Source organism: Bacillota bacterium (assembly GCA_013314855.1).
Classification (GTDB): domain Bacteria; phylum Bacillota; class Clostridia; order Acetivibrionales; family DUMC01; genus Ch48.
Map to the genome: position 1 here is coordinate 1 of JABUEW010000153.1, position 8,838 is coordinate 8,838.

General features: G+C 41.7%; 7 protein-coding genes. 1 reads left to right on the top strand and 6 read right to left on the bottom strand.

Features of this window, described 5'->3' with window-relative positions:
- Positions 1 to 200: 200 nt before the first annotated feature.
- From HPY74_18260 to HPY74_18270, 3 genes are read right to left on the bottom strand one after another with little or no spacing between them, the layout of a single operon-like run.
- Positions 201 to 1,949, bottom strand: a complete 1,749-nt coding sequence (locus tag HPY74_18260; protein NSW92569.1) for an IS1634 family transposase — start codon at positions 1,947 to 1,949, stop codon at positions 201 to 203.
- Positions 1,950 to 1,975: 26 nt separating this feature from the next.
- Entirely contained in the window at positions 1,976 to 2,179 is a 204-nt protein-coding gene (locus HPY74_18265; GenBank protein ID NSW92570.1) for an NUDIX domain-containing protein, read from the bottom strand.
- A 14-nt stretch (positions 2,180 to 2,193) separates the two neighbouring features.
- Positions 2,194 to 2,970 carry a hypothetical protein gene (locus HPY74_18270; protein NSW92571.1) on the bottom strand — a complete coding sequence of 259 codons (777 nt, stop codon included), beginning with the start codon at positions 2,968 to 2,970 and terminating at the stop codon, positions 2,194 to 2,196.
- A 456-nt stretch (positions 2,971 to 3,426) separates the two neighbouring features.
- Here HPY74_18270 and HPY74_18275 point away from each other — a divergent pair, with 456 nt between their 5' ends.
- Complete coding sequence (locus HPY74_18275; GenBank protein ID NSW92572.1) at positions 3,427 to 4,659, top strand: IS110 family transposase; 1,233 nt, start codon at positions 3,427 to 3,429, stop codon at positions 4,657 to 4,659.
- A gap of 446 nt (positions 4,660 to 5,105) precedes the next feature.
- On the opposite strand, the gene HPY74_18280 is transcribed toward HPY74_18275, so the two are convergent.
- The 3 genes from HPY74_18280 to HPY74_18290 form a co-directional block, all read right to left on the bottom strand.
- Positions 5,106 to 5,447 (bottom strand): hypothetical protein, encoded by a 342-nt coding sequence (locus tag HPY74_18280; protein NSW92573.1) that lies wholly within the window; start codon positions 5,445 to 5,447, stop codon positions 5,106 to 5,108.
- A 262-nt stretch (positions 5,448 to 5,709) separates the two neighbouring features.
- Positions 5,710 to 6,960 carry a hypothetical protein gene (locus HPY74_18285; GenBank protein ID NSW92574.1) on the bottom strand — a complete coding sequence of 417 codons (1,251 nt, stop codon included), beginning with the start codon at positions 6,958 to 6,960 and terminating at the stop codon, positions 5,710 to 5,712.
- Positions 6,961 to 7,352: 392 nt separating this feature from the next.
- Positions 7,353 to 8,838: DUF853 family protein (locus HPY74_18290; protein NSW92575.1), on the bottom strand; the 1,486-nt coding region annotated here is incomplete at its 5' end.

The window sequence follows — 8,838 nt, forward strand, 5'->3', positions numbered from 1 at the left end:
TAACCGATATTTCGCAGGATAAAAATACCATACAAATAAATATGCACACATAGGTAAAAAGAGGGATAATACTCCACAGGCCGGTCAGATATTTATAGATTATGTAGCAGAACTGTCAATATAATGCAGAGACCTTGATTTTGTGGTATGGCAAATAGAGCCCCTAACAGGACTGTATAGCGGTATAGAATTTTTGGAGTCTATGCAATGTATTCTGCTGTATAAATCGCCTCACTGAACCCGGCCAAACTTAAAAGTCTCTTGATATTATCATTAACCCCACTGCCAATTACCCGTAGAAGGGAGCCATCCTCCAGTGTGATCAAAAGAACCAGGATGTTTTCTAAAAGTTCCAGGATTGCTCTGGCCGTTGGTTTATGGGACTTAATGCCCCCTGGAATCATCAGAGGATCATCCTCTTTAGAAAGAGCTTCCCGTACCTGGTATTCAATCAGAGTGTAGACCATCAAGGCGAGCAGAAGGATATATCCAAAGGCTTCTACACGTTTGGGGTCTTTGAGATAGATTTCATCCACAAAGTATGGGTCCTTTAGAATCTTGAAGTTAATCTCAACGGATGACTGTTCCTTGTATTCCGTTAGTACTTCAGTGTCTGAAATCTTCCTAGGGTCAAGCTCATTGGTTACCAGTACGAATAACCCGGCCTTTTCCTTGTGTTTATCAATCTTTACGTGTTCTTCAAAGACCCTGACCTTTACTTTGTGCCAGATTTCTACTTCCTTTGTTTCATCTTTACGGGGCCGCCCTTGGCGGGAGCGCTTTTTTACCCTTTCCTCTACTGTTGTTTTTCCGGAAAGGCTGTGATATTCCAGTGGATTCTCGGCGATGAACTTATCTAAAGCTGCCTGGGCATCTTCTTCACAGTAGTAATCAACAGCCTCCAGTTCAGCCACGGCCTTGGTAGTCTGATCATTCTCTCTCTTTATAGCTGCCTGCAAAGCTTTGAGTTTACGTCCATCCAGATGGTTGGAATGACAGACAATAAATCGGTACGGAGTATCGTAAAGAAAACCGGTAAAGCTCTGGATTTTGTAGACGGCAGCATTCTTCTTATCATGGAGAGTGCCTATATTAACCCAAGCCTCCGGTGTTGACAAGGCTTTCAGCTTTAGTTCTTCCTCCAGATTGAAGTTCCCGGGAAGCCTTGAGATAAAGATGGTCTTGGGTGTCTTATCATCTCCCTGGGCTACCTTTAGGTTATCCTCTGTAACAAAGCTGCTGTCTGCTGTATAGATGATGTATTCTATATCAGCTTGGCTTAAGTTCTTCCGCATCTCCTGGATGAAGGAGTTGTTCCAGGTTTTATCACTGGTATTTCCATTTAAAACTTCGCCACCTACAAGGACTTTCTTATTGGTATTTGCCAGACCGAACATAATCTGCTTAAGATCCGGACGACGGTCTTTACTGTGGCCCCTGACAATCTGAAGGTCATCTTCTTCACAGGTATCATACTCACCATACACTGACTTACTGGTAGTGTCGGCATGGATGGTCTTTACTTTAATGTTATAGGTTCCAATACTCTTTAAGGCAATGCTGGTGAATATCTCCTTGGGATTAGCCTCATAGAAGGCATCCAGGATACGGCCTAATGTGTCATCGTTAAAATGCTCAGCATTAATCCCAGGTCCAAAGAATTTCTCCACATCCTTATCCTCATAGAATTCCTGGACCTTGTACAGTGCTTTACGGTCTGTAAGGATGTTGGCAATGATAGCTTCTATACCCATACCAGTAGAGATGATGCTCTTCTCATCATCCCGGGCAGTACGATTATTTATTTCATCGGCTATCCCCAGTTTCCTTGCATGACTCAAAATCAAGGGGATAGGTCCATCAATTACGGGAGTTATCTTATTGGTATTGATGTTCATGGGATCTCCTCCATCAGGATATTTTCCTTCATAGTACCACAATTTATCCATTAGGAGGGCCTGTTTACATAATTAGTTTAATGGTAGTTTATACCTGCGGAATATCTGTTAATGTTAAGCTCTTCTTTTAATTCCCTTCTCAAGCATTCTTCCGGAGTTTCTCCAGCTTCAATTTTGCCGCCAGGGAACTCCCATTTATTTGCCAGTTTTGCATTCGATTTACGTTTGGCAATCAATATTTGGTTATCTTTCACTATTAGTGCTGCAGTGACTTTTACCATAACTTGATGTCTCCTTATTTACCAATATTGTCTTTCATTTTATTGACAAAATCCCTTCTGGTATTTTGTATTTCTTCGCTTAGCATATACTTAATTAAGTCTAAAGTGGAGCCTATTCTTTCGTTATAAGTTGCATTGGCGAAACTTGGAAAAGGAGCAGGTACAAATATGATTCCATTTCTTATTAACGGCAACATTCCTACATCAGTGCTATATCTGATACCAAATTGGAATAAATTATATGTCGCATCACCCAGTAATACAACTAAATCGGGGTTACAAAAGTCTATTTCTCTATTTAATAATTCTAGGCTTTTTTCATCGTCAAAATTATTTTTGTCTCTATATACTTTCCTCGCATCGGTAATGAACATATAGTCAAGGTCGCCTATAGCTAATAAAAATTCTTTGGCTCTTTTCCAGCTTTTAAACGGTGGAATGCCTTGGGCTTTTCGGAAACGAGAGAACTGATATTCATCAAGTTTATCCATTAAACATGCATAGAAAACAGTGCTTCCTGCATCTTCGGCTAGAGAATCCTTTGCAATAACCATTATTCGTTGACCAGGTTCATTAGAAAAATATTTGCGGCCCCAGAATGGTAAATCTGCTCCCCTTCTCACTTTTTTATATTTGTGAAATTTTAAAAAGTAGCTTATCTCTTTAGAATAATGATCGTCATGATATTCTCGGATGATTTTTTTTACTGCTGAATTTTCAGAATAACACTCTTCTGGGTAAATCAAATAATCACGATAAATCATAGCCAAATGCTTAATTTTATTATTCACATGGACACTTCCTCGTATAATAGTATTTGTAAATCAAATCTATACTTTTTTCCAGTTCTGCCAGCTGGGACATATCCTTTAGAACCTCTCAAGGGGCTTACTTCGTAGAAGTAAGCGGCCGCCCCGCCTTTATCGGCCATGTACTTTGAAAATAGCATATTTACCTTTGCATTTGCCTGTGCAACAATGGTATAAGAGGCCATTGCGGACAGTTTTGCTCACTCCTTGTGGAACCTTTTGGTTACTGCTGTTAAAGTCTGTTCCCCTGGCCTGGCGTCAGCTTCGAACCACTGGGTGTTTGTTCGTTCGTAGCCTGCACCCTATGGCAGTCGGGTGCCGTGCATAGACTACTTACGGACCATATTCTAATTGCGAGGGCGTCGATGCGTCAGGACCCACGGGCATTTGTTAAGGTCAATGTGCCTCACATCCCTACCTAGGAAGGAGGTGAGCATAATGCCCAATTCATTACTGGTAGGCATCGATGTCAGTTCCTGTGACAACAAGGTCAGGGTATTGGATTCTTTAGGCAATAGCCTTTCTAAGTTCACTGTATCCAATAACTATCCGGGTGCTAGAATTCTTGCTGATAAAATAACCGGTATAATGACCTTGAACCAATTCGACTCCCTTGTAATCGGCCTTGAATCTACCTCTGTATACGGTGAACCACTTGTCCATTTCCTCAAACAAGACGCAGATATAGGTTCTTTCAAGCCGCACATCCATGTGTTAAATCCCAAACAGGTCCATGCTTTTAAAAAAGCATATCCGGACCTGCCCAAGACCGATGATGTTGACGCCTGGATTATCGCCGAAAACCTGCGTTTTGGACGCATTAACCAGGAGGTTTACATGGATGATAAGATTATTGCTCTAAGAAAACTTACCCGTGCCAGGTTTTATACTGCACGTAACCTTACAAGGGAGAAGAACCATTTCCTTAACCACTTGTTCTTGAAGTTTTCTTCTCTTACCCAGGAGAAAGTCTTCTCGGACAAGTTCGGTGCTACTTCCCTTGCTGTTGTTGAGGAGTTCCTTTCTGTAGACGAGATCGCTTATATGTCTATTGAGGAACTATCTGCTTTTGTTTATGAAAAAAGCAAGGGTAAGTTTAGTATGCCGGATGATATCGCCAAACTCATTCAAAAGGCTGCCCGTAGTTCTTACCGCCTACCCAAGACTGTCAATGATTCTGTCAATCAAGTCCTAGCCATTTCTCTTATAGCCATTCGTGCTTTGAAAGACCAGTTAAGACTGTTTGACAAAGCCATTGAGGAACAGATGAAGGTTATACCCAACACTCTTACCTCGGTCAAGGGTATCGGCCCGGTCTACGCTGCGGGTATCATAGCCGAGATTGGCGATATAGGCCGGTTTAAGAATCACGCTGCTTTGGCCAAGTTCGCCGGTATATGCTGGAGTAAATACCAGTCCGGCAAGTATACCGCCGATAATACCCGCCTGATATCTTCGGGCAACCGTTATTTGAGATATTATCTCATGGAAGCTGCTAACAAGGTGCGCGTGCACGACCCCGAGTTTAAACGCTTCTATGACCTCAAATACCGTGAAACGCCAAAGACGCCGCACAAAAGGGCACTCGCATTGACTGCCAGGAAACTGGTACGGTTGGTCTATGCTCTGCTGCGTAGCAACCGGCTATATATACCCCCAGCGGAACACTAACCCGTTGGTCTTGGTATGCCCTGTTTTTCCAGCCAGTAAGGCAGGGCTTGTTAGAGTTTCCCTTTTTGTGCCAAAACAGCCTTAACAATATACTATTTTCAAAGATCTTTTTCCAGTTCACCTATTGACATCTTACCGCTGGACTTTACAATCGTAATTCATACTCAACATTAAGTACCTTTCTTAGAACATATAATTCTTAACTTTCCGGCGATCTACATACTTTACAGGGCATATATCTAGTGGTGCTGTCCGGTTAATGTCAATCCTTCAGTCTTAAGGAGAAGGTAAAAACAAGACTTATAAAAAAGACGGAAGGTGAATAATCATGGTGTGGGTGAATTTTCGTTTGTCTCGAAAAGGGTAAATTTAAGTTGTCCCTGACACCCTCGAATTTTTCGTTAATTAGCGCTAAGTCTTTAGCTCGTTGTTTGACGAAATTTGCTCTATAAACGACCAAGGATAGTGTCAATTCCATCTTCAAAAAGCCAACTCGGAATCTCACAATGCGGGTTTAAAAGGTTTGCCATCTCATGCTCATTATCATCAATACTTTCTATTATCTTATCTACCAAAGCTCTATCAATATTGTAAGCCGCCAAGGCGGTATGACAAAGTTTTTGCCCAAGAATCTCTTTCCCCGCATGAATAAAATAACAGCCAACAGCAAATAAATCCCCAATCGCAACAGGTACTGGACCATATTCTGTTTGATCTAAATTCTTTTCAAGTTTATGAATGTCCAATTCTCCAATTATTCTTTTGACCTCATCATTTGTTATTTTCATGATTATCTCCCCTTATCGTTCTTTTTCGACCTTGCAGTCCTTGGCGGCAGGATGCCGACATAGGCCAAAATTAGTAAATTTCGCCGAACGGTCAGTTTTCACGACGCCGACGAACCGGACCAGCAGAGCCTTTCCCAATTGACGGCGCTTGCCGCCACCCGGTGAGACGATGTGGCAGCAACGACCCTTAAGCACGCCCGAAGCCTGAAAATATTGTTCTCTGATGTGCGGTGGACCACAAACGCTCAGATACTATTAAACACTATGTCCATTTACTTGCTAGTACATATAACCATAACGGTAAAGCTAATAAAACTAAATCGTTATGTATCTCGCAGGTGTGCTTGCAGAGTTTTTCCCATCGTGATTGATTGAGAAGGTAGCCATGCTTACTATTTCTTAAATCCCTCAGTAAATCTGCGCTGATTTTATTCATATCAATTTGTTCAAGAACCCATTTAATATTTAAAATTAATTCCTCTCCAATTATACCGGGAACATTTTTAATACAATTAATTAGCTCATCACTTAAGAACTCTTTACTAAGTAAACGTCTCCATATATCTGTTTCAGATTTACCCCTGCCTAATGCATGCATATAGTTAGATATTTTATCAACCACATTAAAGAATGACATTTTACTAAGGTATGGAATTTCTGAACTTATACAAAAGAACAGATCGCATATCGTGCTATTTAAAGTCATCGCTCTTTGCTGTCTTATATGATCTTCACTCATGTGATTCAACTCTTCAAGACGATAATTCAATAAATCTATATACCATTCAAAATAGTCCAATATATTAATTGGATTAAAAACCGTAGAGTCAGCAGCTGTTTTGGGGCCCCTGCTTGAATCAAAAGTCCATTGATCATCAAATATATGATGGAATTTCCACAAAAGATGAACATATAATGTTTCTGCTTCCTTCATCTGAGAGTATTGCATAGCTCGGTCGGGAATGAACATTAATGTGAGATCAGGGCTGACGGGAACTATTTCACAAAACAACAATGGGTATAAACTATATGATAAAACCTCAAGTGCCATGTTTAACAAATTTTCTTCTTGAAAACCAGAAAACTCTTGAGGGTACTCTCCAATGAAACTTTTCATACCATTCTTGTCGGCAAATTTTTTCTGAGTCGCCCAAGAAGTTAAAAACCAGTTTTCATCAGTTTCGATAAGCCAAATTTGACCTAAAGGGAACCTTTGAAAAAATTCAGGGAATACATATCTAAATAAGGTTCTACCAACTAAGTTTTTATATGTAAAGCTAATACAATTAAGGGCAGTATACTGAATAAACTCTTTAACATCCTTTGGAGCGCTCTTGCAATAATCAAAACCCCACTCATCCATATTTGTTTCGAGCATATAGTTATATTTAATATTTAATTCGCTTTCTTCAGGCTGGAAAACAAGTCTACCTTGAAATTTCTTATCTAGCCAATCATGGAGTTCTTGACTACGCAAATCTACTCGTTTTAACTTCTTGTAAATACTTATCATATGACCTCCAATTATGCGGTATACGCTAAATCCCACCGCATTTTAGATAATTCCTGTAACACCGAAACAAACGGTTCGGAATACCGGAAATATTCCGGTGTTTACGAATCTATGTTCGGGAATGCCAGTCTATATCTGCAATAGATCTAACAAAAAAGAATAGCCCATCCATAACTGTATATTTCTATAACTAAAGCTATGAAATGGGCTAAAACAATAATCCATTTTATATATTAGATTGTTTTACATTAAAATTATACCAAATTTAGGCATAAGCTGTAAAGGTATTACATAAAATAACAAAATAGATGGTCTATAGTACAATAACCTAGAAAAACGTATATTTCCTTGAATACATTACTCTTCAGCTGTCAAACATAAATCTATTGTTCTTATTCCAGCGTAATATCATCTTTTATATGCTCCAAATATATATTCCATACTCTTCTAACTGTTACTCGCCTTATCTCAAATTCTGGAAACTTTTTCAACATAAATACTTCCCCTACTCCCAGCCTCTTTATCTCATCCGGGTGTACGATAAAACTCCTTTGCTCGCTTATAGTGCCCATACCGGTAGCCCCCGCTTCATTAATCTGCCTGGTAATGGACATATCTTCCCTAGTGCCTATCAACGACGACAGCAACTCCGCCGATGCCGGCACGTCCTGCCGGTGAATTATCTTGATGTTGGTATTTCCCAGCACCTGCTCCATCAGCTCTTCTTCACCGCCCGCTCTCAGGTCTGCAAGCTCCTGGGTGCTCAATATGACATGAAACCCCGCACCCCTCGACTTGTTAATATAATCGGTCACCTGGGACCCGGCAAACACCCCGAACTCGTCGAATATACTGAACACCTTCTTTCCTCTCCCGAACATCCTGGCCGCCGTCGTCTTCAAATCTATCACAATCAGCCTGCCCAGCAGCCGCGAATACTTCGGGAACCTGAGACTGTCCAGACTGAAAAAGACAACTCCATCGCTGTCTATGGCTGATACCAGGTCAATGGTTGTATCTTCATCCTCATCCGTATCCTTTAAAAGATATCCTATCTCGCTCTCGGCAAAAACCGCAAGTCTGTTCACCAACCCGCTTATATCCCTCTTCGACTCGTCCACCATGCCCGCAAACCGTTTAAGTTCGTACTCATCGATCATTCCGTCCTTAGCCAGCGTCCTTGCTGTAAGTACGATATCACCCGGGTCCAGCAAATCGGCGATATTGCTCAGGTCAATTCTCACCCCGGACATCTGAAGCATCCGTATGGATGACTGAAGGTACCTCTCCGCCATCAGCTTATAATGCGGCTCGGTCCACTCGGTTATTGATATCAGCTTGTCTTTCAGCTCCGAGTAGTTCCCCCTCTTCAAAGGGTTGTAATGCAGAGAGTCGCAATCGGCGACCATGGAGAACCCGTAAAACCTCCTGCCGCACCTCTTCGCTATATTCCTTACCCGTTCCATAAACTCCATTTCTCCCTTACCGTCCACCACAATAAGGGGTATGCCCCTAAGCGCCGCGCTCTCCACAAAATTCATGAGCGTAGTGGTTTTACCGGCTCCGGTGGCCCCCAGAACAAGGCAATGACCGTTAAGCTCCACGTCCGTAACGCATACAGGCTTCCCGTCCGTGCTTATCCCCAGCGCCGTACCGTCCGGGGGATGAACCAGCCTCTCCATCATCTCCGCGGCCTTTTTCCCTGAGATTGTTTTTCCCGGTTTATCGTGCCTATCTTTCATCCATTCCGGCCGGGATGCCTTTATCATTTCAATTATTAGGCCCATTACAACCCCTATGGGTACCCCTGCCTTAACGAACACAGCCCAGTTTATAGTCCCGCCGCTCCGATGCCCTGCCAGGCGTTTAAAAAGCATT